This is a genomic window from Flagellimonas aurea (genome assembly GCF_017313785.1).
Classification (GTDB): domain Bacteria; phylum Bacteroidota; class Bacteroidia; order Flavobacteriales; family Flavobacteriaceae; genus Flagellimonas; species Flagellimonas aurea.
Map to the genome: position 1 here is coordinate 1 of NZ_JAFLNL010000016.1, position 25,517 is coordinate 25,517.

The 25,517-nt window shown below is 43.8% G+C and carries 20 protein-coding genes; 15 read left to right on the forward strand and 5 right to left on the reverse strand.

Annotation, left to right across the window (positions count from 1 at the left end; translation table 11 throughout):
• The 15 genes from J0656_RS18775 to J0656_RS18845 form a co-directional block, all read left to right on the forward strand.
• The coding region (locus J0656_RS18775) for a copper-translocating P-type ATPase (RefSeq protein ID WP_207036696.1) at positions 1-1,595 on the forward strand (1,595 nt) is incomplete at its 5' end.
• Positions 1,596-1,622: 27 nt separating this feature from the next.
• Positions 1,623-1,832 carry a heavy-metal-associated domain-containing protein gene (locus tag J0656_RS18780; protein ID WP_090297511.1) on the forward strand — a complete coding sequence of 70 codons (210 nt, stop codon included), beginning with the start codon at positions 1,623-1,625 and terminating at the stop codon, positions 1,830-1,832.
• A gap of 74 nt (positions 1,833-1,906) precedes the next feature.
• Entirely contained in the window at positions 1,907-2,128 is a 222-nt protein-coding gene (locus J0656_RS18785; RefSeq protein WP_237688994.1) for a hypothetical protein, read from the forward strand.
• Between the two features lie 610 nt (positions 2,129-2,738).
• Positions 2,739-3,293: an RNA polymerase sigma factor gene (locus tag J0656_RS18790; protein WP_036383520.1), complete on the forward strand. Its 555-nt coding sequence runs from the start codon at positions 2,739-2,741 to the stop codon at positions 3,291-3,293.
• 155 nt (positions 3,294-3,448) lie between these two features.
• Positions 3,449-4,627 (forward strand): FecR family protein, encoded by a 1,179-nt coding sequence (locus J0656_RS18795; RefSeq protein WP_051947309.1) that lies wholly within the window; start codon positions 3,449-3,451, stop codon positions 4,625-4,627.
• Between the two features lie 65 nt (positions 4,628-4,692).
• A complete protein-coding gene (locus J0656_RS18800; protein WP_207036700.1) occupies positions 4,693-8,217 on the forward strand; it encodes a TonB-dependent receptor in 3,525 nt (1,174 codons plus the stop codon).
• Positions 8,218-8,234: 17 nt separating this feature from the next.
• Positions 8,235-9,614 carry a RagB/SusD family nutrient uptake outer membrane protein gene (locus J0656_RS18805; RefSeq protein WP_036386573.1) on the forward strand — a complete coding sequence of 460 codons (1,380 nt, stop codon included), beginning with the start codon at positions 8,235-8,237 and terminating at the stop codon, positions 9,612-9,614.
• Between the two features lie 205 nt (positions 9,615-9,819).
• Positions 9,820-10,707, forward strand: a complete 888-nt coding sequence (locus J0656_RS18810) for a PIG-L deacetylase family protein (RefSeq protein ID WP_036383524.1) — start codon at positions 9,820-9,822, stop codon at positions 10,705-10,707.
• Positions 10,708-10,754: 47 nt separating this feature from the next.
• Complete coding sequence (locus J0656_RS18815) at positions 10,755-12,017, forward strand: MFS transporter (RefSeq protein WP_036383526.1); 1,263 nt, start codon at positions 10,755-10,757, stop codon at positions 12,015-12,017.
• Complete coding sequence (locus J0656_RS18820; protein WP_225604830.1) at positions 12,014-12,859, forward strand: ROK family protein; 846 nt, start codon at positions 12,014-12,016, stop codon at positions 12,857-12,859. Before J0656_RS18815 ends, J0656_RS18820 begins: the two co-directional genes overlap by 4 nt.
• A gap of 58 nt (positions 12,860-12,917) precedes the next feature.
• Positions 12,918-15,533, forward strand: coding sequence for an exo-rhamnogalacturonan lyase family protein (locus tag J0656_RS18825; RefSeq protein WP_225604829.1), 2,616 nt, complete (start codon positions 12,918-12,920; stop codon positions 15,531-15,533).
• Positions 15,534-15,619: 86 nt separating this feature from the next.
• Positions 15,620-17,050 (forward strand): SLC13 family permease, encoded by a 1,431-nt coding sequence (locus tag J0656_RS18830; protein WP_036383527.1) that lies wholly within the window; start codon positions 15,620-15,622, stop codon positions 17,048-17,050.
• A 200-nt stretch (positions 17,051-17,250) separates the two neighbouring features.
• Positions 17,251-17,976, forward strand: a complete 726-nt coding sequence (locus J0656_RS18835) for a DUF6088 family protein (RefSeq protein WP_036383530.1) — start codon at positions 17,251-17,253, stop codon at positions 17,974-17,976.
• Entirely contained in the window at positions 17,973-18,947 is a 975-nt protein-coding gene (locus J0656_RS18840; RefSeq protein WP_036383532.1) for a nucleotidyl transferase AbiEii/AbiGii toxin family protein, read from the forward strand. Before J0656_RS18835 ends, J0656_RS18840 begins: the two co-directional genes overlap by 4 nt.
• Before the next feature lie 162 nt (positions 18,948-19,109).
• The gene (locus tag J0656_RS18845) at positions 19,110-19,484 is read left to right on the forward strand and encodes a hypothetical protein (RefSeq protein ID WP_127137023.1); all 375 of its coding nucleotides are present in this window, start codon (positions 19,110-19,112) and stop codon (positions 19,482-19,484) included.
• Positions 19,485-19,781: 297 nt separating this feature from the next.
• On the opposite strand, the gene ggt is transcribed toward J0656_RS18845, so the two are convergent.
• The 5 genes from ggt to J0656_RS18870 form a co-directional block, all read right to left on the reverse strand.
• Complete coding sequence (gene ggt / locus J0656_RS18850; RefSeq protein ID WP_207036702.1) at positions 19,782-21,467, reverse strand: gamma-glutamyltransferase; 1,686 nt, start codon at positions 21,465-21,467, stop codon at positions 19,782-19,784.
• Positions 21,468-21,531: 64 nt separating this feature from the next.
• A complete protein-coding gene (locus tag J0656_RS18855; protein WP_207036704.1) occupies positions 21,532-22,428 on the reverse strand; it encodes a M14 family metallopeptidase in 897 nt (298 codons plus the stop codon).
• Between the two features lie 21 nt (positions 22,429-22,449).
• Positions 22,450-22,809 carry a hypothetical protein gene (locus J0656_RS18860; protein ID WP_207036713.1) on the reverse strand — a complete coding sequence of 120 codons (360 nt, stop codon included), beginning with the start codon at positions 22,807-22,809 and terminating at the stop codon, positions 22,450-22,452.
• Positions 22,810-22,819: 10 nt separating this feature from the next.
• Positions 22,820-24,190 carry an alanine/glycine:cation symporter family protein gene (locus J0656_RS18865; RefSeq protein WP_119647238.1) on the reverse strand — a complete coding sequence of 457 codons (1,371 nt, stop codon included), beginning with the start codon at positions 24,188-24,190 and terminating at the stop codon, positions 22,820-22,822.
• Between the two features lie 4 nt (positions 24,191-24,194).
• Positions 24,195-25,517 carry an amidohydrolase family protein gene (locus tag J0656_RS18870; RefSeq protein WP_119647239.1) on the reverse strand — a complete coding sequence of 441 codons (1,323 nt, stop codon included), beginning with the start codon at positions 25,515-25,517 and terminating at the stop codon, positions 24,195-24,197.

A 25,517-nucleotide genomic window follows, 5' to 3' on the forward strand; every position in this document is an offset into this window, starting at 1 on the left:
AATCAAATACATCCTCCGCCATAAAGAAATTGATAGGGTTGCAGCCCAAGACCTTAAAGGTGATAGCAGATGGGGAGGAAGGGGAAATCCCTATTTCTTCGGTCAAGGTAGGTCAAACGATTTTGGTTAGACCGGGAGAGAAAATCCCTGTGGATGGAACGGTGTCCAAAGGAAGTTCCTATGTTGATGAAAGTATGATCACGGGCGAACCCGTCCCTGTAGAAAAGACAAAGGATGAAAAAGTTTTTGCCGGTACCGTAAACCAAAAAGGAAGCTTTCAGTTTGTAGCTGACCGGGTGGGAGGGGAGACCCTTTTGTCCCAGATCATCAAGATGGTGCAGGAAGCACAGGGGAGCAAGGCGCCCGTACAAAAATTGGTGGACAGGATTGCCGGTATTTTTGTTCCCGTGGTAATGACGATTTCACTGGTGACATTTATCACCTGGATGTTCCTGGGGGGTGAGGACGCTTTTACCCATGCACTGTTGACCGCAGTTGCCGTATTGGTAATAGCTTGTCCCTGTGCGCTGGGTTTGGCAACCCCCACGGCCATCATGGTGGGAATCGGCAAGGGGGCCGAACACAATATCCTCATCAAAGATGCGGAAAGTTTGGAGTTGGGTTACAAAGTAAATGCCATTGTCCTGGATAAAACGGGAACCATAACAGAAGGAAAGCCAATGGTGACCGATATGGTCTTTGCGGACCATGTGACCGATCACAGGGGCCTGGAGCAAATTTTATATGCCATGGAAGGACAGTCCGAACATCCCTTGGCTGAAGCCGTGGTCTCCTTTTTAAAAAATAGAAAGGTAAATCCGGTCGAAATTTTGAACTTCAATAGTATTACAGGAAAAGGTGTTCGAGCTGAGGCATTGGATGGAACCCAATACCTTGTGGGCAATCATAAGTTGATGGTCGAAAAAGGAATCGCCATGGATGACAACCTGGGGCACATGGTCGAAGGGTTAGAGCAGGAGGCCAAAACGGTCATATACTTTGGCGGTGGAGGCAAGGTAAAGGCGATTTTGGCCATTATGGATAGCATAAAAAAGTCCTCAAAGGAAGCCATACGGGAAATGCAGGGGAATGGTATGGAAGTTTACATGATGACCGGTGATAACAAGATGACCGCCGAAGCCGTATCACAACAGGTGGGTATCAAAAGCTATGAAGCCGAAGTACTCCCATCAGAGAAAGCTGATTTTGTAAAAAGGCTTCAAGAAAGTGGAAAGGTGGTCGCCATGGTGGGCGATGGTATCAATGATTCGCAGGCACTTGCCCAAGCAGATGTCAGCATCGCCATGGGCAAAGGGTCCGACATAGCCATGGATGTCGCGAAAATGACCCTGATCACCTCTGATTTAAATGCGATTCCCAAAGCGCTGAAGCTCTCCCATAAGACCGTTATAGGTATAAGACAAAATCTTTTTTGGGCCTTTATATACAATATCATTGGAATTCCTATAGCTGCAGGGCTGCTGTATCCAATCAATGGATTTTTGTTGGACCCGATGATAGCTGGTGCCGCTATGGCCTTTAGCAGTGTATCGGTCGTATTGAACAGTTTGAGGCTTAAAACGATTAAACTATAGTAATTTTCTAATTTAAAATCGATGAACATGAGTACATTACAATTCAAATCAAATATTAAGTGCAGTGGGTGTGCCAATACCGTAAAACCATTTTTGGATAAGGTGGATGGCGTGACCGATTGGTCTGTAGACTTTGCTTCCCAAGACAAATTGTTGATCGTACAGACCACAAGTGCCACGGAAGAGGAAATCACTTCTGCCGTTGAATCGGCTGGATATCATTTGACCAAGAAATAAAAGGAACGTCCAGAAGAATATATTAAAAGGTTCGAATAGGATTGGGGGTTACCTTAATCCTATTCGGGTTGGATATGTTTTTTGAACTTCTTCCGCACAACCAAGTGATGATCAAAGAATTTGTGTTCGCTTGCCATGGGCTGCTGACCAATGAATTTATAATGTCCATGGTAGGTGTTGTCGAACTTATATCCGGAATATGCTCGATTATTGGAAGATGGATAATCGTTGCACTATCGGTCATGGTCTCCATTGCTTTTGGAATCCTTGGTTTTAACTTTAAGGTTGATATATAGCCTTTTTATTGATATTTTATAACCATTGGGGTTGCCATATCCCAAACCTCTTTAGAAGACACGGCCGTAATTGCTTCGTCCCTATCTCATAACTTGCACACATGACGATATAGGTCGTGTTAAAAATCAAGCTGAACTCCCTTTAGGAAACCGATGTGTGTAAGCCATGATCAATCTTATTCCGGAGTTGTACATCCAAACACAATAGTAGGATTTAGTTCATCTACAATTCCAATGCTTTCGGTATAGGGTTACAGTAAGCTAATTGGTGAAATGGGTAATAGGGGAATCAAAGCTCCTCTTCATATTTTTTTAAAAAACAAATCATTTAAAGATTTTTTTATAATTTGTTAACGTTTTTTGGTATTTATTCTATTGGTCACTTCAGATCAAAGAATTGAAATAAGGAGCTTATACAGCTTCCCTTTATTAAAAATAGCCCAAGATTGTATTGGGGGATTTTTATGTAACGGCACTTTTTCGTTTGAGATAAAGGTAGTTCATGCCACTTTGCTTGAACTACCGCTACGTTAAGAGCGTGAGACAGGTATTGGTGATACAATGGAAGTATTCCCAATGGTCGCGCGCTGAATGACCAAGACGAAAATATATGGACCAAAAAAAATACAGTGATGAACATCTTCTTGTTGAGCAGCTGAAAGAAGGCTGCCAAGAAGCCTATGGATACCTTTTTGGGATATACCATAGAGAACTGTGCAATTACATGACGGTGGTCTCTGGCAGTACAAGGGTCGCCGAAGATATAGCCCAACAAACTTTTATTAGGTTATGGGACAACAGGGAACGGTTGGTTGTCCAAGAAAACAAACTAAAGCATTACATCTTCAAAATAGCCTACCACCTCTTTATAGACTCAAAACGGAAAAAGAAAAAGGAATTTGAGTTGTTGGAGAGTCTCAAACAAGAAGCGTATCTGGAAGTTGCAGATACCGATGCTTCACTTTTTGAGGAACGATTGAAAAGAGTGGAGACCGAAATAGAAAACCTCCCCGAACAGTGTAAGCGGGTCTTTATAATGAGTAAAAAGGAAGGCCTTAAATACCAAGAGATCTCCGAGAGACTTGATATATCCATCAAAACTGTTGAAGTGCATATGGGCAAAGCACTGAAAAGACTTAGGGCCCAACTGACCATTTTCTTCTAAAAACCTCTCTGTAGGTTCATTTTCCCTGAATTGTTCCTTCTAAAGTTTCAGGGCAAAAAAAGCATACTCCATAATTTTTGTGTTAAAAAAATAAATTCAGGTAAGGGTTTTTTGAAAAACTGCGTCTGTTTTATAAAAGAGATAAATTTTCACCGATGACCAAGTTCGATATAAGAAGAACTATTACAAGATACATCAACCAGGAAGCTACCCAAGAAGAATTGTCAATGTTGTATGAGTGGGTAAAAAAGGGGAACAACCAAGAAGTGTTCAAAAAGTATGTTCAGGCAGATTTCCTGATAAATTATCAGAACAGATCTTGGAAGTCTGAGGAAGCCTTCAAAAATTTCTTGGAAACCATAAAAGAGAATGACTCCAAAAAGGTAAGGTCATTGTTGGTACGCGGAGATATGTGGAAATATGCGGCTGCCATAGTGGTAATTGTATCCACATCCTTGTTTGCATTGCTATACAGTACTCCGCAAGAGGATATGACTCCTCGAGTGGACTTAAATATGATAACGTTGCAATTGGAGAATGGTGAAGTGTTGAATCTAGACCCAAGTGCCAATGGAACGATTAAAAGCAAAAAGGGAAATACTGTTTTTTCTTTGGTAGAAGGAGTACTCACCCAAAAGAATGGAACCAAAGGGAAGAAAGTGGAAAAAAACAATGTACTGAAGATCCCTTATGGGAAAAAGCTCTCGGTAACCCTACAAGATGGTACCGTGGTCATGTTGAATTCGGGGTCTACATTGAGCTATCCGGCTAGTTTTTCCGGGAAGGACAAAAGAGAGGTGTATTTGCAGGGAGAAGCCTTTTTTGAAGTGGCCAAGAACCCGGAACAACCGTTTTTTGTCAAAACCAATACAATATATACCCAAGTGTATGGTACAGTGTTCAATGTATCCGCTTATACAGAGGATGGAGTGGCGGAAGTGGTTTTGGTAGAAGGCTCGGTAGGAGTTGGGGAAGTTGATGTAAATACCTCCAAAACCCCACAAATGCTAAAGCCCTCACAAAAAGCTTCAAAGCTACTTGATGTGGAGAGTGGTTTTGTTGTGGAAGATGTGGATGTTTCTTCATATGTGTCGTGGACCAAAGGCATATTGACCTTTGAAAACGAGGCGATGTCCAACATTATAAAAAAGCTGGAGCGTCAGTATAACATACGGATTATAAACCAATTTGAAGAATTGGGTGAGCGAAGATTCACGGGAATGTTCGATGTGGAGGACATAGACCGGGTTTTGAAAACAATTCAGACCCATACCCGCTTCAGCTATCAAAAAGAAGGAAAAACAATAACAATAAAAGAACCTAACAAACAATAGTGCTTATGATTTGAAGAACCAGTAGACCAAAAAACGAATACTTAACTAACTAGACTAAAAGAATTATGAAAAAAACCAAAACTATCCATGCTTTGTCGCCAAAGGTCGGTAGAAGAATATTATGCTGTTTTTTCTTACTGTTTATATTCGGCCATTTGAAAGCGGCATCATGTACGCAAGAGGATATTGTTGCCATAAGCTTTGAGAATACGAAGCTAGGGGATGTATTTGAAATGATTACAGAATCAACCGGATACAAGTTTTTCTATGAAGCTTCCGATGTTGACCTGAACCATAAGGTATCCATATCCCGCAAAGACCTTTGTGTTGAAGATTTCATGAAAGAACTTTTCAAGGATACGGACCTGTACTTTGAGGTGATCGCAAGGCAAATTGTGGTGAAGCACAAAGACAAGGGGCCACTGCCCAATTTAGTTCCCCAGAAAAGAATTGATGCACCAAAGCCGCAGTCCAACCTTTCGGGTACGGTTCTGGACGAAGCAGGTATGCCCTTGCCGGGGGCAAGTATTGTGGCCAAAGGGACCACAGTGGGTACAACTACCGATTTTGACGGGAAATTTACCATTACATTGCCAACAGGTGTTACCGAAATCCAAGTAACCTATATTGGGTATAGACCCAAAGAAGTGAATGTGGCAGGACAGACCTCCATCACGGTTTCCATGGAACAGGATGCCGCTGCCCTTGAAGAAGTTGTGGTAGTGGGGTATGGAACATTGGCCAAAACCAAGGTGACAGGTTCTGTAGTCTCCATTACCCCAGAAACCATTGTTGAGGTTCCCGCACTGACCCCGGAAGGTGCCCTGATCGGCCAAGTTTCCGGTGTGCAGGTACAGGAAGTCTCCGGTGAACCAGGAGCGGCCCCTAACATTAGGGTGCGTGGTTCAGGTTCTATTTCTGCGGGAAACGACCCATTGTTTGTTGTGGACGGAATCCCTATTTCGCGTAACCTTACCTCATCAAGTCAGTTGGGAGGTGTTGCCAATAGAAGGGCTACGTTCCAACCCCCGACCATTAATCCATTGGCTACGCTAAATCCAAATGATATTGAATCCATTCAAGTACTCAAGGATGCAAGTGCCGCAGCTATTTATGGATCTAGGGGAGGTAATGGGGTTCTTTTGATCACCACCAAGAAAGGGTCCAACTCTGAAGAAGGAGTATTTTCTTTTGATTCTTATGTGAGCATACAGTCCGTTGCCAATAAGTTGGATTTGATGAATGCCCAAGAATTGATAGACTATACTACGGATGCCAGGAACAACAATTATCTGGCCTCTGTTGATGGAGCTTCCATCAATGATCCCATAGGACCCGGAGATAGAGGGAATGCCAACTACGAACTACCGGAATCCTTTGTTAACTGGGATGGTACGGATACTGATTGGCAAGACCTTATCTTTAAGACCGGGATAGTTCAGAGTTACAATTTTTCATACGCATCACCGGTAAGGAACAAGACAAGTTTTTATGTATCCACGGGCTATTTTTCCCAAACCGGGGTTATAGATAAGGCGAAGTTTGAGCGGTACTCCGTACTGCTGAACCTAAATTCCCAACTTGCCAAAAAGTTGAACTTGGATGTAAGATTGGCCCCGACCGTTACCGAAAACCAACGGGTACCGGCATCTTCACCTTATTTTGCCACGCCTCCAGGTATCGTCTATTCAGCCATAGTGCATTCTCCAACAGTGAGTCCATACAATCCTGACGGTACCATAAACCAACTGAACAACCAATCCTATTTGGGAGGTGGGACCACAACGGCAAGTAATCCTTTGGCAATCATCGAAGCCGTGGATGACCAAATATTCCAATTTCAGACAAGGGGAAGCCTTGCATTGACTTACGATATTTTACCGGAGTTGAGTTTTAAGACCTTCGGAGGGGCATACATTAATTTGTACAATCAGGATTTTTACCGTGCCAACACATTGTTGTACAGAAATTCGGCGGATGGTAACCCGTATGGACAGGCATCATCTTCCACAGAGACCAATTGGCTTTGGGAGAATACCCTCAATTGGAAAAAGGAATTTGGAGACCATTACTTGGATGCTGTTTTGGGATATACCGCCCAAAAGGACAATTTGACATTGAAACAGGTATTGGCCAACAACTATCCGGATGATTTGGTTCCCACCATCAGTGGGGGACAGGTGTTTGGTGGCACCTCTGTAAAGGAACAGTGGTCGTTATTGTCCTCTCTATTCAGGGTCAACTACAGTTACAAGGACAAGTATTTGTTTACCGGTACGATTCGTTCCGATAAATCATCCAGATTCGGAAAGAATAACCAAACGGGATATTTTCCTTCTTTCTCGGTTGGATGGCGATTGAACGAAGAATCGTTCTTGGTCGGGTCAGAAACCGTTTCCGAGCTAAAACTTAGATTGAGTTGGGGGCAGACGGGTAACTTTGAGATTCCCAATTATGGGGCCGTTGGCCTATTATCCCCCCAAAACTATAACTTGGGAGGAAATGAAATCAACGGTTTGGTCCAGAGTACCATTCCCAATCCCAATCTGACTTGGGAGAAATCGGAACAGATTGATGCAGGTATTGAACTGGGATTGTTCAACAATCGAGTTTTTCTTTTGGCCGATTACTACGATACAAAAACCAGAGATTTGTTGTTGAATGTTGCCATTTCCTCGGTATCTGGGTTTGAAACTACGTTGAGAAATCTTGGTGAAGTACAAAACAGGGGATTTGAGATTGCGTTGAGCACCAAGAATTTTGTAGGAGATTTTACGTGGAATACGGATATCAATTTTTCAACCAATAAGAATGAAGTGCTTTCGCTCAATGAAGGAAACGAACCCATTTATTCTTCAGGTAGTGCCGGTGTACGCCACGTAACAAGGGTAGGAGACCCGATAGGAAGCTATTACGGATATGTAGTGGACGGTATATACCAATCACAGGCAGAAATAGATAGTGCTCCCCTGGATACCCAGGCTCCTGATCCAGGTGTCGGTGATTTCAAGTTCAAGGACATTGATGGGGACGGAGAGATCACTCCAGATGATAGAACGGTTACCGGGAGTTATTTTCCGGATTTTACCTGGGGGGTAAACAATAGGTTCAAGTACAAGAACATAGATTTGAGCTTCTTGATCCAAGGAGTCGAAGGGAATGAGATCTTGAACCTTACCTCAAGACATATGAAGAACGGGGAGGCCAATTTTAATTCCTATGCCATTTTCAATGAACGATGGAGGTCGCCTTCCGACCCTGGGAACGGGTCGATTCCACGGGCGGACAGAGAATCTGGAAATCATGGAAATAACAACAGACCGTCTTCTTTCCAAGTAGAGGATGGGTCGTATATCCGATTGAGGAATGTGACCTTGGGTTATACATTGCCAACCAATAATCTTTTTGGAAGCAACATCCAGAAACTTAGGTTCTATGTTACGGGAACAAATCTTTTTACGATTACCGATTACCTTGGTTACAACCCAGAGGTGAGTAGTATTACCACGAACAGTTTAACCCCGGGCGAGGATTATGGAGCATTTCCATTGACCAAATCCTTTACCCTAGGAGTAAACTTAAAGTTCTAACCTAAAAAATGGAAAACATGAAACGAGTTCTATATATAATACTATGCACGGTTCTATTCGCCGGATGTAGTGAAGACTTTACCGACCTTGCACCAGTATCCAATAGGAATGAAGCCGATTTCTATAATTCTGCGGATGATTTTGAAGTGGCCATCAATGCAAGTTATTCAGGGCTTCAAAGCACAGGAATTTATGGAAGGGGGTATTGGACCATGTTCGAGATGCGAAGCGATAATACCGATCAAGGTCCGGATGCCACAGGGTTGGCACGTCAATACACCGAAATCAATTCCTTTACCGAAGATGCGTTGAACGAGCAGATTACTTCCGCATGGAGTGAATCGTACAAGGTGATTGCCAATTGCAACGTGATTTTGGAACGGATACCTAATGTGGAAATGGATGCCTCCCTAAAGAACAGGGTCACAGGAGAAGCACTGTTCATTAGATCATTGGTGTACTATCATATGGCCATCGGTTTTGGAAACATCCCTTTACAGCTTACACCATATATCTCTGGGGAAGAGCTGACACAGGTCGACCAAAACACGATTTTGGGACAATTGGTCACGGACCTGACCGCGGCCGAAGATGCCTTACCGGTTTCTTACTCGGGCAGTGAAGTGGGAAAAGCAACAAAGGGAGCGGCTGCTACTCTTTTGGCCAAGGTATTGCTGACCTTGGGTGAAGATTCTGCTGCTGAAACGGTACTTCGGAGAATCATAGCCAATTATGGATATGAACTGCTTCCAGACTATGCCGATTTATGGGGTGTGGCCAATGAGAACAATGCGGAATCCATTTTTGAGGTGCAATACATCAGTGGGGGGATTGGACAAGGAAGCCTTTTTACCAACGATTTTTCACCCAGTACCGATTTGCAAACAGGCTCAGGATTTGGGCGAAACCGACCTACGGTTTCCATGTTGGAGGCATATGAGGACGGTGACCTTCGGTATGATATATCGATGGGGGATTCTTATGTGGATTTGGAAGGAGAGACCATAGAAGCTAGGTACATCAAAAAGTACCGATCTGATTTGGCAATTGAAAACGATTCCGATACCAACTTTGTGGTTTTTAGATATGCAGATGTACTTCTTATGCTGGCCGAAGCATTGGGGGAAACACCCGAAAGCTATGATTTGATCAATGAGATTAGGAATAGGGTAAATCTTCCCGATATTGATGCCTCCACTCCAGGAACCTTCGAAGAAAAACTATTGCAGGAAAGAAGAGTGGAGCTTGCTTTTGAGAACCATAGATGGCCAGATTTAAAACGCTTTGGTATGGTGGATAAAATCCAGGATGCTGAACCCTTCATCACCGGGACAAGGGAGTTTTTCTATATCCCACAACGTGAGATGGACATTAACCCAAATTTTGTACAGAACTAAGCAATGACTTTGATTACGTTATAATGTGTTTTCATTATTTAAGTTAGTTTGATTGGTAGCGCCCCAAAAGACCATGAATCCCTACTTATGATGCTATGGGTGCCATTGTCAAAAAGGACAGGGGTCCGTTTCATAAAGTTGCTTTAAAAGAATCGACCAAAATCACAATTATTAAATTTTTAAGGAACCTAATATAGATTATACGATGAGAAAATTAATGATGGCAATTTGCCTTTGCTTTGCCTTTGCAACCATCCAGGCACAAGAAAAAAAAGTACTCAATATTATAGCCATTGGGGCACACCCTGATGACTGTGACTCAAAATTCGGGGGTACTGCAGCACTCTTTGCAAAAATGGGCCACAATGTGAAATTTTTGGCGTTGACCAACGGAGACGCAGGCCACCAAAGCATGGGAGGAGGGCCATTGGCCAAAAAGCGCAGACAAGAGGCCAAGGATGCGGCCAAAGCTTTGGGTATTGCGGAATACGAAGTTCTGGATAACCATGATGGGGAGCTGTTTCCCACTTTGAACGTTCGACTGGAGGTAATCCGAAGAATACGTGGCTGGAACGCTGATATCGTTTTAGGGTTGAGACCCAATGATTATCATCCCGATCATAGAAATGCAGGTTCCGTTGTACAAGATGCAGCCTACATGAACATTGTGCCCAACGTAGCTCCGGACACACCACCCCTTAAAAAGAATCCAGTTTTTCTATACATGAGCGACCACTTTAAAAAGCCATACCCATTCCAAAAAGACATTGCGGTGATAGTGGATGATGTGATCGATACCAAAGTCAAAGGTTTGGCGGCCCACGATTCACAAATGTTCGAATGGTTGCCATGGACCAATGGAATGGACCTTGCCACCATTCCCAAAGGAGAAAAGGAAAGACTGGCATGGCTGAAGGACAGATGGATGAACAGAAAACCCGATGCCGGCACTTTGGAAGTCGTAAAGAAGTGGTATCCCAACGTGGATGTCTCCAAAGTAAAGCAGGTGGAGTTCTTTGAGATTTGCGAGTATGGAAAACAACCGACCGAAGAAGAAATCAAGGAATTGTTCCCCATGCTGGGTACAGAATAGGAGTGGACCAATATTTGGAACCCCAAGATTAAAATAACCAACCAAAAATGGAGCACAACAAGGCCACAACCAAAAGATATTTTCACATCATTGGGTTGGTAATGATCGTATTCTTTGTAATATCCTTCATCACCAACATACTGAACTCCATAATAGTGGATGTTAAGGGTAGTTTTGATCTAAGTCTGACTTTGACAGGCCTACTGCCATTTACATTCTTTATCGCATATGGGATCATGTCCATACCTGCAGGGTTCCTTTCCGAAAGGTTTAGTGAGAAGACCTTACTGTCCGTATCCTTTCTGGTAATGGCCATTGCCTCTATGGGCTTTGCCCTTACCCCACAGTACAGCGTGTTCAGTATTACACTATTTATACTGGGTTGTTGTATGGCGGTCCTTCAGGTCATTATTAATCCCATGTTACGCGTGGCCGGAGGTGAGGAACATTTTGCCTTCAACTCGGTACTGGCGCAATTGGTGTTTGGGTCAGCGTCTTTTTTAAGTCCTTATCTCTATAAATACTTGGTGAACAAGGAAGAGGTTTCCAACGATATGATTGCAGACATGTTGCGGGGATGGGTGCCTGAGGATTTGCCTTGGGCCTCGCTCTATATTGTGTTTGCCGGAATATCCCTTTTGTTGTTTTTCTATGTTTTTTTTACCAAATATCCAAAGTTTGAAAAGACTGAGGAGGAAAGGGCAGGGGACAAAAGCTCCTATTGGGATTTATTGAAAAACAAATGGACCTTACTGTATTTTATAGGGATGTTTTGTTATGTGGGTACGGAACAAGGTGTTGGAAATTGGATATCCCAATTCTTATCCGAATACCACGGACTTGACCCACAAACCACAGGAGCTGACACTGTATCCTATTTTTGGGCCATGTTGACGGTAGGATGTCTGCTGGGCCTTCTATTGTTGAAGTTTATGGATAGCCGGAAACTGTTGATTTTCGCAACATCCATAACCATAGTCTGTCTTATTTTGGCCTTGACAGGCTCATCCCAAATGGCATTGATAGGTTTTCCAATGGTAGGATTCTTTATTTCGGTAATGTATTCCATTATAGTTTCATTGGCGCTCAACTCGGTAAAGGAACACCATGGTTCGTTGTCCGGAATTTTATGTACCGGTATAGCAGGTGGGGCGGTCATTCCATTTATGGTAGGGGGGCTGGGTGAAATGTTGACCCTGAAATCTGGAATGTTTTTTCTGATACTGCCCTTGGCATTTATTCTTTCCATCGGCTTTTGGGCCAAACCCTTGGTAAATAATAAGACGATAAGCTTAAAGAAGGAACAGTGAAAGGGATTGGAGCAGAGGTTCTTGGGGTTGATATAGGTGGAACTAAGATCAAATCGGGCAGGGTGATGGGAAACAGAATAGTGGATACCCATCTCATTGAAGTAAATCGAGATGATTCAGAGGAAATTGCCCTCAATAAGGTGTTTGGGGCCATTGATGAGCTTATGACTGATTCAATTCGAGCCATAGGTATAGGTGTTCCCGCGGTAGTAGATCCAGATTCAGGAATGGTATATGATGTACAAAACATTCCATCTTGGACAAAAGTTCCTTTGAGAAGAAAAGTTCAAGATCGGTACAATGTGCCTGTCCATATTAACAACGATGCCAACTGTTTCGCGTTGGGCGAGAAGCATTTTGGGAAAGCCATGGGATATTCGAATTGTGTAGCGCTTTCATTGGGAACAGGATTGGGTATGGGCATTTTGGTGGATGGAAAGCTATACAATGGCGTACTGTGCGGAGCGGGGGAAGTAGGTATGATTCCTTATAAGGATGGGATTATGGAGCATTATGCAGGTAGTTTTTTCTTTGATGAAAAATACGGGGAGTCGGCCAAAGCCTTATTCAGGAAGGCCATGGATAAAGATAAGTTAGCTCTACAGGCGTACAAGGAATACGGAGTTCATCTAGGAGAAGCCATCAAGGCCATTCTTTATATGTATGCTCCCCAAGCCATAGTCCTTGGCGGATCCATAAGCAAGGCATATGCGTTTTTTAAAGAATCGATGCATGAAACCTTAATTTCATTTGCTTATCAAAAACAATTGGAACAAACAAAAATTGAAACATCAGACTTAATGGATGCTCCCATATTGGGCGCGGCTGCATTGTGTCTGTAAAATGTATAATCGTATTGCACAAATGAGAATACTAGCTTTAATATTACTTACATGTTTTTTGCTTAAATCCTGTGGGACCCCAGAAAAGGGCAAGCAGGTCAACATTACCATAGAGAACAATAAAGAAGGTGCACCAATAACCCTTGGAATTCCTTTTCCAAAAGGTACACTCCATTCGGTGGACCATCTACGTCTGTTGACATCCCGAGGTACTGAGATTCCTTGTCAAACCACAGAAGTGAGCAATTGGGGGCCAACCGACGAAAGTGTTAAATGGGTATGGGTTTTCTTTTTCTCCGAAAAAGACTCAGAATACATATTGGAATATGGTGATTCTGTAATACCCATACTTCCCAAAGAAAAGATTGTTTCCATGAACAACATGCGGCCCCAAGGTGGGATAGAGGTGAATACAGGGCCTTTGTCCTTCTCCATACATAAAAAAGGGAATGGTTTTTTGGATGAAGTGTTTTTGGATTCCAACAAAGATGGAAAGTTTGATAAGGAGGAGCTCATTGTTTCTTCACCAGGAAAAAATAGGGGTTCTTTTCTCGATCTTTTGGATGATGCCGGAATAGATACTTCGAAAGCGGTGATAAATGAGGTGTTCAGGGAGAAAGGATCTGGCCCGATGCACAGTATATTCCGGATAGAAGGAACCTATACCTATAGCAGATCGGATAACAATCTGTCCCCTTTTACCATTTGGTTGCACGCCTATGCGGGAAAAAGCTACATAAAAGTTTTGCATACCATGACCTATACAGGAATCCCGGACAAACATAAACCACAAGAAGGGGAACATGCCAATATTGCCACACAAAATAAGATAATCGTAACGGAGAACACTGAGAACGATATGGGTTGGACTCAGCCCAATGATCAAATTGCAGCCTGTGGGCTTCAGCTTAAATACCATCTGGATAATGAAGTAAATGTTTCAATGCCTCTATATGAAGGAAGCTGGAAAGAAGACAAAGCCAATACTTTTCTGGAGGAAATCGCTGCCAATGGGGAATCCCCAGTTCAACTTTTACAACAAGGCCCGGCAAGGAGAAAGAGCACCAGTTTAAGAAGTTTGTACCTCAACGGTTTCAAAAAGGAGGACGATGGGAACAATCCCGATACGGCTTTGGAATTTAGGGCCACTGTTTCAGAAGGGGAAGAAAGTAAAGCAATAGTGGAAAGGGCTAAAGGATGGCTCAACGTTACCGACGGAAAACGAGGAGTAGGCGTTGGGATTAAAAACTTTATGAAGGAATATCCCAAAGGGATTGAGGTCGATCCTGCCAATGGAACTCTTTTGGGCAGTGTTTGGCCCAAGGAAAACGGTCCCATGAACTTTGCTAGACATAATACCGAACCGGATGGGGGCATGTTGGGCAATTTTGCCCAAGGGATTACCAAGACCACAGAGTTTGTCTATTACTTCCACAACAACGATGCTATGGATAAAGTAGGGAAAAAGATGGATTATATCATCGAAAACCCAGTGGCGCATGCCACACCTGAGTGGTATACCCAATCCAAGGCATACGGTAATATGGCCCCTTTTTCATCCAAGCATCCGGAATTTGAGAACGCCCTGCAATATAAATACCAATGGTGGGCCTATAACCAAAAGCATGAGCCGTGGTATGGGATTTTCAACTATGGGGATGGGAAAAGTTACTACTTTAATGGAAAATGGGTACAATGGACCAATAATGAACCCACAGTGGACTTCATGCTCTGGACCAACTTTATGCGGACAGGAGACTCCAAATATTATAATTTGGCCCAAGCCATGAGTAGGCATACCATGGATGTGGACAATGTGCATTGGCCCAAAAAAAGAACCTATTATGGGGAGATAAATGATGCCATAGACTTCTGGAACTATGAGGATGAACCCAAGTCCACCCCCTATTTGGGCATAGGAAGAAGGCATGCCAATGAACACTGGTATGCTCTTTTGAGTGCCCATGTATGGATACAAGGTTGGATTGCATCATATTACCTTTCTGCCGACCATAGGGCCCTCGAAGTGGCCAGAATGACTGGGGATACTTATATCAACAGAATATGGGGGGAGCATGATCTAAGGGGAAGAAGGTTATATCTATCCGTTTTAAACCTTGTTGAACTGTACGATGCCACCAAGCTCCAAAAGTATAAGGACGAACTGGACGATAGGGTCAAGTTAATGTTGGAATTCCAGGAACGTCAGGGAGGAAACCTACTCTTGGATAGATATGGGTATAGTCAGACCTATGTTGCCCAAGGACTTTATAAGTACCAACAGATAACCGGTGATGAAACCGTGAGACAAGCTCTTTTGAAACATGCTCGCTGGGTCAGGGATGTGCCTCCCTTGAACCATGAGATGGAATCATATTTGGCGACCATATATCCATTGTTGATAGGATATGAGTTCAGTGGGGAAAAAGTGTATCTGAATGAAGCTCTTGAGAGAGCCAAAGTACTAATGATCGGAGAACTGCCCAAAGAACCAGCGTCCTATGAAAATGCGGAAGCTTTTAGCGAAGATCTGGTCAAGATTTCCTATTTGCCAAAAAGTAAAAAGAGCTTTACCAATTGGGAAACCAATCAAGGACTTCGCGTATTTGGATGGACCCATGCCTATAACATTCCTTACCTGTTGTACTGGATGGACAAGGAACATATGAATTAAATCTTGTAATCTTTGCGAAAAGAGGCGGTTCGATCATAGATCAACGCCTCTTTTTTATATAACCATACCAAATCAATTCAAAAAACATGTCATATAAACGTATGGGCCTTTTACTTGGTCCGATTCTGTTTCTTCTCATTCATTTCTTTTTTAGCGGGGAGGGTCTCTCCTCCCAAGGAAGGGATATCTTGGCCGTTACCTTATGGATAGGTGTTTGGTGGATTTTGGAGGTGCTTCCGATAGCTGCCACGGCGCTGCTTCCCATTGTTTTGTTTCCCATGTTGGGGGCACTGGGCCTAGAGGAAACCACAGCTAACTATGGCCATAAATATGTTTTCTTGTACATGGGTGGGTTTATGTTGGCAATGGCCATAGAAAAATGGAACCTGCACAAGAGAATCGCATTGCATATCATAAGGGCCATTGGTACCAATATGTATACCATTGTATTAGGATTTATGGTGGCTACTGCGTTTCTTTCCATGTGGATATCGAACACGGCCACTGCAGTGATGGTAATGCCGATGGCCATATCCATTGTAAAACAGTTAAAGGACAATCCACGGACCGCCAAGGACGAAAATGCTGTTTTTGGCAAGTTGCTGATGCTTTCCATCGCATATTCGGCATCCATTGGAGGGATAGCAACATTGATAGGTACCCCACCCAATCTGGTTTTCGCCGGTTTTGTACAGAAGGCCTATGGGTTGGATATCAGTTTTTGGCAATGGATGAAGTTTGGACTTCCGATATCGATTCTACTGTTGATTTTGGCATGGCTATACCTTACGCGGATTGCCTACCCGTTGCGGCAAGGAAGATTTCCTGGGGGAAGGGAAGAGATCCATAGGCTTATACAGGAACTGGGACCTATGAAAAGGGAAGAAAAGATTGTTATGGCCGTTTTTGTTCTTACCGCACTCTGTTGGATAACACGGTCGTTCTTATTACAAAAGATTGTTCCTGGGATAGATGATACCATAATAGCCATTGGAGCGGCACTTGTTTTGTTCATTTTGCCTGCTGGAAAGGGTAGGAAGATGATAAAATGGGAAGAAGCTGTTCAGATTCCTTGGGGGATAATTCTGTTGTTTGGTGGAGGAATGGCCATCGCTAGTGGTTTTGAGACTAGTGGGTTGGCAATTTATCTGGGTTCACAAATGACATTCTTTGATGGATTACCCTTGCTTACGTTGATATTATTGGTCATAACCTGCATAAATTTTTTGACGGAAGTCACCTCGAATTTGGCCACTACGGCCATGATGTTGCCTGTTTTGGCACCATTGGCGGTGACCTTGGATGTTGATCCGTTCGTGTTGATGGTTGCCTGTACCACTGCCGCTTCCTGTGCTTTTATGCTTCCAGTGGCAACGCCCCCAAATGCGGTGGTCTTTGGATCGGGCTACCTTAGAATCCCCGATATGGTACGTACTGGTTTTTTAATGAATTTAATTTCCATTCTTGTGTTGGCCATTGCGGTGTATTTCCTATTGCCTCTATTTTTGAAAATATAAGGGATGGTGGAGGAATGTATGTTCACATCAAAGAGAAATTTCTAGTAACATATTGAGTGGTTTGTTAAAAACCTATACCAATAATATCTTGTGACTAATTAATATCAAGGCGGATCATCGAATAATCTTTTTAATCAATATGTCAAGTTTTTTGCGCATAAAACTTGACATGTAATTTATTTGGATATCTTTGCATTGTAATGACAATTGCGAAAAAAATAGCGGATAAAATAGCGGAACTCCCGAAGGACAGTACTTTTGGTTATGCCGATTTACCTATTCGGTCAGAAGAATATGTAACCGCTGCAAAGGCCTTGGAACGACTACAAAAAAAAGGAATTATAAGAAAATTGTCCAAAGGCATTTTTTACAAACCCAATGTAACGGTTTTTGGAGAACTAAAGCCAAGGGAAGAGGATATTCTAAGACCATATTTATACGAAGATGGTAAGCGAATAGCCTATATAACCGGAACCTCTTTGTACAATCAGTTGAACCTGACTACCCAAATACCGTCACTATACAAAATAGCAAGTGCCGAAAAGCGCATATATATTAATAGAGGCGGCATCAAAGCAAAGCCCGTAAAGAGCTACGCACCCGTTACTGATAAAAATTATAGGATGTTGGGTTTTTTGGATGCCATGAAAGACCTTAATAGCATTCCGGATGTTGATAAAAAATCCGCTATTCTTATTTTTTTAAGACGTTTAGGGAAAATGACACCCAAAGAATTGGATGTACTCATCAAGTATGCTCTCTTGTACCCACCACGGGTAAGGGCTTTGTTGGGAGCACTATTAGAACAACTTGATGTGGCAATCGATATAAAAGAATTGAAAAACTCACTTAATCCACTTACTATCTATAGATATAATTTGCGTGATACCACATTGACAACACAACCAAATTGGAATATCGTATGAATCTGCACACTAATAGTGAACTCTTTGCTGAGGCGATAAGGGCAACTGCCCAACGTATGGATATTCTAGAAATTTACGTGGAAAAGGATTATTGGATATGCTATGCCCTAAAGCTCATTTATGAAAGTGCAAACAAAGATGAGGCCATATTTAAGGGGGGTACAGCTTTGTCAAAGTGTTTTAAATACATTGACCGTTTTAGTGAAGATATTGATTTGGTAGTATTGCGCAGGGAAGAAGAGACGGGGAGCCAATTAAAGAACAAGCTTAAAAGAATAACCAAGGAAATAGTAGAACCATTCGAGGAGGTGGATATTGATGGAATCACCAATAAAATGGGAATGATAAGAAAGATTGCCTATAACTATCCCAAAATCTTTGAGGGCGATTTTGGACAAGTAAGGGATACTATCATTGTTGAAGCTACGTGGTTAGGTCACTTTGAACCATATATTAAGAAGGTCGTCAATACGTATATCTATGAAATGATGGTTGACTCAAACCAAACCAAACTAGCAGAGACTTATGGATTATTACCCTTTGAAGTACTTGTGTTGGATGTCAAAAGAACACTTTGCGAAAAAATAATGAGTTTGGTCCGGTTTTCCCATACTAAAAACCCAATTGAGGATTTGAACAACAAAATTAGGCATGTATACGATATTCATCAATTATTAAAGGATGAAACGGTTCTAGGATTTTTCAATTCGGGTGCATTTGATAAAATGCTCCTAAGGGTAGCCCATGATGATACGCAAAGTTTTAAGAACAACAATGATTGGTTAAAGTACCACCCAAAACAAGCATTGATTTTCAAAGAACCTGAAAAAACATGGAACCAACTTAAAGATACCTATCGCAATGAGTTTGAGTATTTGGTTTATGGAAAATTGCCAAAAGAGGAAAGCATTTTGGAAATAATTCTGTCCATATCAAATAGACTCACAAAAATAAAATGGGAGAATGTATAATGTAGATCAAATAGTAGACCAAAACAAGGACACGAAATGCAAATCTTTAATCTACTTATCTCTACCTACCCACTATCCAGCAGAGGAAATCACTTCTGCCGTTGAATCGGTTGGATATCATTTTACCAAGAAATAAAAGGAATGTCCAGAAGAATAGATTAAATGGTTCAAATAGGATTGGGGGTTACCTTGATCCTATTCGGATTGTATAAGTTTTTTGGATTTCTGCCTCACGACCGTGTGATGACCGAGGAGTCCATTGCTGTTTACAAAGGACTATTGGCCAATAAATTTATAATGCCAACAGTGGGTGTGGTGGAACTGTTACCAGTTATACTTTTGGTCGTTGGTAGATGGATAATTGTTGCATTGTTAGCTATGATTCCTATTGCTTTTGGAATCATGGGTTTTCACTTTGCGGTGGATATACAGGGCATTTTTTGGGGAATTTTGATAGCTTTTGGGCTTGTTTACCTTCTTTCAATGCATTTTTCTAACGTTGGATACCTAATCAAGGAAGTGGATACCATTGGTTGAATATCGTGATTTTCCATAAACCGCAACCAATAATTGAATTTATTGGTTTTTGAAAATTCCTTTACTATAATATGTAAAGTTCAATTTTTTGTTTGTAATCGCCCCAAGGTGTCTTTGGCTTTTAAATTAAAGGGATATCAATCAGGAATATAAAGGGTAAGCGATATTTGAGGAAGAACGTTTCAATCTTTCATGGGTAAATTCCCTTACCTTGAAGGTGTATAGGATACGTAAAGTCAATGGTCTCAAAAATCATCAGTATGCGTTTTACCAAGTAGGGTTTGGTTCTCTGGGTGGTCAATATCCCGCAGCGGTATCGTCCCCTCGTTTGTCCGCCCCGCCCTCAAGTCTGCCGTCTTCCAGCACTCGGATGGCGTCTACCTTTCCTATGATCCGGGTCCTGCCCTCATTGATTTGGTAGCCTTTTGCCTTTAGGGTTTCAATGGTTTCCAAAGGAAAGCCTTCGGGTTCGAACACGACTACATCGGGCATCCATTGGTGGTGGAACCGCGGAGCGTTCACGGCATCCTGCATGCTGAGATTGAACTCGTGGACATTGAGTATGGTCTGGGCCACGGCCGTGATGATCGTGGAACCTCCAGGGGTGCCGACGACCATGTAAAGCTCGCCGTCCCTTTCCACTACGGTCGGTGACATACTGCTCAACATTCGTTTCTCGGGTGCAATACTGTTGGCCTCGGAGCCAGGAAGACCGAACATATTGGGAACACCGGGCTTGGTACTGAAATCATCCATTTCATTGTTCAGGAAAAATCCCAAGGCATCAATATAAAGTTTGGAACCGTATCCACCGTTCAGGGTCGTGGTCGCACTGATGGCATTGCCCTCCGCATCGATAATGGAGTAGTGGGTGGTCTCGCTGCTTTCCACAATTTCCACCGTTCCATGGCCTACTTCCGAGGACAAGGTGGCCCTATCAAAAGTAAAATCGGCCATTCTGCACTTTAAGTAGTCAACGTCCATGAGCCCCTTATAGGGAATGTCCACGAAATCGGGATCACCAAGGTAATGGTTCCGATCCGCATAGGCTCTTCTGGAAGCTTCGGTGAACAATTGGATGGCCCTTGTCGAATTGTGGCCATAGCTAGCTATTTCATAGGGTGCTATCATGGTAAAGATCTGATCCATGGTCATACCATCACTGCTGGGGGGACCCATTGAGATGATCTTGATGTCCTTGTAGTCAAATACAATGGGCGATCTCCACTTGGCCTCATACCTAGCGAGATCCTCCTCCGTGATCACACCTCCCTTTGCCTGTACATAGGCCGCTATTTTTTGGGCTACCTCCCCTTTGTAGAACCCATCACGTCCCTCGTTCATGATCTTTTCCAAGGTGGTGGCCAATGCCGGGTATTTGATGGTATCACCAGCTTTGTACACGGTCGCGAACTTGGTGCTGTCACTATTAGCTTCAATGAATCGTTTTCGGGTACCTTCTAATCTTTTGGCCTGTTTTTCGGTCACCACGACCCCTTTTCTCGCCAAGGCAATGATGGGTTCCATGATTTTGTTGAGGGGCAGTTTTCCGAATTTCTTGTGGACTTCCAGAACCCCGGCCACGGTACCTGGGACACCTACGGCGGTTCCCCCAGATGTGCTCAGCCCAGGTATGACATTGCCCAGGGAGTCGAGATACATGTCCCTATGGGCGGCCAATGGAGCCTTTTCCCTGTAATCGATACTTCCCACTTCACCATTACTCTTGCGATAGACCATAAATCCCCCGCCCCCGAGGTTTCCCGCAAAAGGGTAGGCCACCGCTAGGGAAAGTTCGGTGGCTACCATGGCATCGAAAACATTCCCGCCTTTTTTCATGATTTCAACGCCTATCTCCGAAGCTTCCCTACGTGCAGAGACGACCATGGCATTTTCCGTGACCAAACCTGTCGGTTCGGCAGGTAACTCACGGGTACATTGGGTAAATAGTAGTAAGGGAAGAAAATATAGCATTCTTTTCATGGGTTTATTTTTAAGGTACTTAATGTTGCTTTTCTGGATTCCGGGTTTTGCTCTTTTGTCCGGGTCAGGGAATGTCCTTGATACGCTCCAACATGATCTCCATAAGTGCTTCGGCGCCCTTCTCCGCCTTTTCCTTTAAAAAATCCCTTGGGGTATTGTCCCCGACCTCAAAGACCAAGGCCTCGGCACCATGTTTTACGAAGAAATAGTTCCTTGATACCGTGGTAGGGACCAAATCCCCATTAGGCTTGATATTGGGATCATATCCCTCGATGCGCTTCTTTAGGCCATCCAGCCAGGTGGAGACCAAATTGGGCATGTTTCCATGGAGTTCCGGATCCACGGTATAGTAAATATCATCCCAAGTGGAATGGAAATCTATGCCGAAATAGAACTTCCCTTGGGTCTTCTCGACCATCCCTTCCATGAAATCCTTGACCGCAGAGGTTTCCGGTTGGTTAAAATTGGCCCAATCCCGGTTGAGGTCTATTCCACCGGTATTATGTCTCCAAAACCCATTGTCGACCCCGTCAGGGTTCATCAAGGGGACCACATAGATGGTAAATTCCTTTCGGAACTTTTTGGCCAATTTGGTATTCGAGGAAAGGGTCTCCACAAAGGATTTCATAGTCAGGTACCCTGTTACCTCAGGGGGATGCTGTCTGGAAATGATCATAATCATATTTTTGGAGTCCGTATCGCCAATGCTGAGCAAATTGAGGTTCCGGCCCTCACGGCTCTTTCCAATGGTGTTCTTGGTCACGAACTTTTTCTGGGAAATACTGTCCATCCAGGCATTTACCCGGGCCGAATTTTCCAATTCTTGTCCAGCGACCCAGAGTGTATCCGGGCCCACTTCCAATCGCATTTTGACCTTTTCAGGCAAGGAGCCGGGGCCAAAGGCCTTTTCTCCCTTACCAATCTCAACATAACGAAGGGAATCCAATGCGGTCCAGTGCACTCCGTCATGGCTGAGCTTTGGTTAGTACCTGTGTTTGTTGTCCGCTTGATAGGTCAGCCATACATCAATGGTCATAGGACGCTTTCCCCAAACCTTGAACGCATACCACGGACTGGTATTGATCGGAGTGTTCTCCGAAGTGATCAATAGGGTATAGGTACTGTCATTGTTCTGGACCAAGCCGTTCAACCGGGCACCGTCGAACTCATTGGAGAAGGTTATACCTTGATCCGGAAAGGCAAACTGTCCCTTCCATTGCTTTTGGACCGGTTTGGAATCCGTTGGTACGGCATTCACAGGGGGTTGGCCCTGGAACCGTTGTTCTTGGCCAAATAGGTTCGCTATGGCCAACAGGCTTAGGAGTACAAAGATTTTTTTCATAATAGGATTTTTAAGCTAGTTGTTTTTGCAGTTCAATTTTCTTGAAATAGGATGCGTTGGCCGCATTGATGCGCGGTGCCAATAAAATCGCCGAAACCATGGTGGGGATGGACATTAGGGCAAAGCTGATATCGATGATGCCCACGACACCGGCCAAGGAGGAAACCGAGCCAAGGAATATGCCCGCGATATACAGGTAGTTATAGATGTTCCGATATTTGGCTCCAAACAGGAATACCACACATTTCGATCCATAATAGGAATAGGTGAACAAAGAGGTCAATGCGAATATGGCCACGATAAAGATCAACAACGGGGCACCTATTACAGGCATGGCAGAAACGAAAGCTTCCAAAGTAATGGACACACCACTGAGGTCCGAACGCTGCCAACTTCCCGTGACCAAGATGGCAATGGCGGTCAAGGTACATACCACTATGGTGTCGATAAAGGGCCCCAACATCGCTACCAGTCCTTCCTTGATCGGTTCGGTGTTCTTTGAGGCACCATGTGCCAAGGGAGCGGTGCCGATACCTGCCTCATTCGAAAAGGCGGCCCTTCGTACCCCCATAATGATGATGGCACCCAGACTTCCCCCCAACACCGCATCGCCGGTCATGGCATCCCTAAATACGTCCATTAGGACCGGAATGATCCTACCATGGTTGACCACCAAAATATAGCTAACAGATAAAAAATACAAAGTGACCATAAAAGGGACCAGTCGACTGGCCAGGTTTGCTATGCGCCTGATTCCCCCAAATATGACCAGACCCACCAAAAAGCAGATTACGATCGCCACCATTGAAAGGGTCAGGTCCTTGGATGGTCCCATAAACGAGAGGGGCATCACTTCCACGACGACCTGGGTCAACTGGTTTGCCGTAAAAATGGGAAGTGAGCCAAAGATCCCTGCCATTGAAAAGAAAATGGCCAGGGGTTTCCATGGTTTGCCTAGACCATTGACGATGACATACATGGGCCCCCCTTGAGATTCCCCCGAATCATCGGTACCCCTGTACATGACGGAAAGGGAACAGGTATAATATTTGGTCGCCATCCCGATCAAGGCACTGATCCACATCCAGAAAAGGGCACCAGGCCCACCCATCGTAATGGCAAGGGCCACCCCTGAAATATTGCCCATGCCCAAGGTGGAGGACAAGGCTGTGGTCAATGCCTTGAAAGCACTGATCTGTCCAACATTCGAGGCCGTCTCGTACTTTCCCCTGATGACCTGAAGGGCATGCCAGAAATGCTTGAACGGCAATAACCTGGAATACACCAAAAGATATATTCCGCCACCCACCAACAGCAATAATAGGGGAAATCCCCAAATCCAGTCACTGATTCCGGTTATCGTTGCTTCAATTTTTCCCATCTATCTATTCGTTCTGGCCTAATTTGGAGGAATAGCGTTTGTAGTCCAATTGTTGTGGTCCTTCCAAATCGATCTGCTTGCCGCCAATAAATGCCAAGGTCAACGCATTGGTCTGTATATCGAGTGCATCCCCCTTGGACACAAATAGACTGGCTGTCTTGCCCATGGCAATGGACCCCAGCTTATCGTCAATTCCCAGAATTTTTGCGGGATGCAAAGTAATGGTTTTCAGGGCTTCCTCCTTTTTCATCCCAAATGCCACCGATGTTCCCGCATAAAAGGGCAGATTGATGGAGTTGGACAACGATCCCACATGGTACATGGATACCTCGATGCCCATCCGTTGCAATTTTGTTGGCAAACCATAAAAGGCATCATAGTCCATATCATCGTTTCTGGGGAGGTTGTAGGTAGGCGGTACAATCACCGGAACTTGGTTTTCCTTGAGAAAATCGACAACTTCCAGGGAACCCTCAGAGGCCACCAAGGAGATTTGGTCAATGCCAAAGGACTTGGCAAAGGTGATGCTCTGTATGATTTCCTTGGGTTCATTCGCATGGATGACAAGTACCCTTTCTTTTTGGAACAGATTCGTTAAGGCCTCCAACTTCAAATTGGTTTGGGCAGTGGGCATTTGTTCGTATTGCTTGGCATCGGAGAACAATTTTTCCAGTTCACCGGTAATCTTTTCGTAAGAAGTATTGGGGCGGAGCATCCTGCTGTTCGTCTCGGCATCATAATAACTCGATAGGGCAGAGGGCCAATCGAGGTGTATGGCCGCAGCCCTTTTGAATACGGCTTCCTCCCAGTTCCAGCCATCCAAGGACATTACCGATGAGGTGCCTGGAATGACACCTCTTGATCGAATCGATTCAATGTAAAGAACCCCATTGAACCGCAAAGGTGGAAGAAAAGTTGATGTCATATCAAAGGCGTAGACTGTTTGTAGGTTGGGAAGATAATCCCCTTCCTCCAAGGTATCATTGGTATGCGGAACGCCACTGATTTCGTTGATACCGATAATGGAATTCAAAAGGATAAAACCCGGATATACCTGTTGTCCGGTTATGTCTATGATCTTATAATCGATCCCATTGGCGTCCAGATCAGAGGCTTTGCCCAAGAAGGTAATGGTCCCCTTGTCAAATCCGACCGCGGTGTCCTCCAGTACCCGGCCATCTCCGGTATGGACGGTCCCCCCAACCAAAAGGATGGGAGTTTCCTGCTCCTTGGCAACCATCGGAAGAATCTGGGCATCCAATCCTTCCAAAAGGCTCGAAAGGATCAGTATCATGGTCAATATCGTATACAATGTCTTGTTTTTCAT